The sequence below is a fragment of the Mesorhizobium sp. M1E.F.Ca.ET.041.01.1.1 genome (genome assembly GCF_003997355.1).
Lineage (GTDB): Bacteria > Pseudomonadota > Alphaproteobacteria > Rhizobiales > Rhizobiaceae > Mesorhizobium.
On sequence record NZ_RZSL01001205.1, the window covers coordinates 1 to 599 of the forward strand.

Below are 599 nucleotides of genomic sequence, written 5' to 3' on the forward strand. Positions count from 1 at the left end.
TCGAAGTAGCTGACGACCACGCCGCCGGCATTGACGTAAAGATCGGGAAGGATGGTGATCCCACGGGCGCGGAGAACCTTGTCTGCCTCGAAGGTCACCGGGCCGTTGGCAGCTTCGACGACGAGGTTCGCCTTGATGCGATCTGCATTCCCCTCATGGATGGCGTTTTCCATCGCCGCTGGAATAAGAACGTCGCACGGCTGCTCGATGCCCGTCATATCACCAGGAAACGACGTGACGCCTTCAAAGCCGAGGATGCTGCCCGTTTTAATGTGATGCTGCTTCAGTGCCTCGATCGCCAGACCATCGGCATTGGCGACATAGCCGTCCCGTTCAGCAACGATTGCCACCTGTGCGCCGTCTTCTTCTGCGAGGAACTTCGCGGCATGGTAACCGACATTGCCAAACCCCTGGACGATGACGGCGGCGCCCTTCAAATCGCGCTTTCCATTCAACCCCGGGGTTCGCGGATCGCAGAGATAGCTCTGGATGGCGAACTGAACGCCCCTGCCGGTTGCCTCGGTCCGGCCGGCAATGCCGCCCTTCGACAGTGGCTTGCCGGTAACGCAGGCGCGTGCATTGATCACATCGGTCGGATT

Annotated in this window: 1 pseudogene; it reads right to left on the reverse strand. The window is 60.1% G+C overall.

The annotated features are described in order from the left end of the window. Positions 1 to 599, reverse strand: a pseudogene (locus EOA38_RS38375) (glutamate dehydrogenase); the annotation flags it as partial.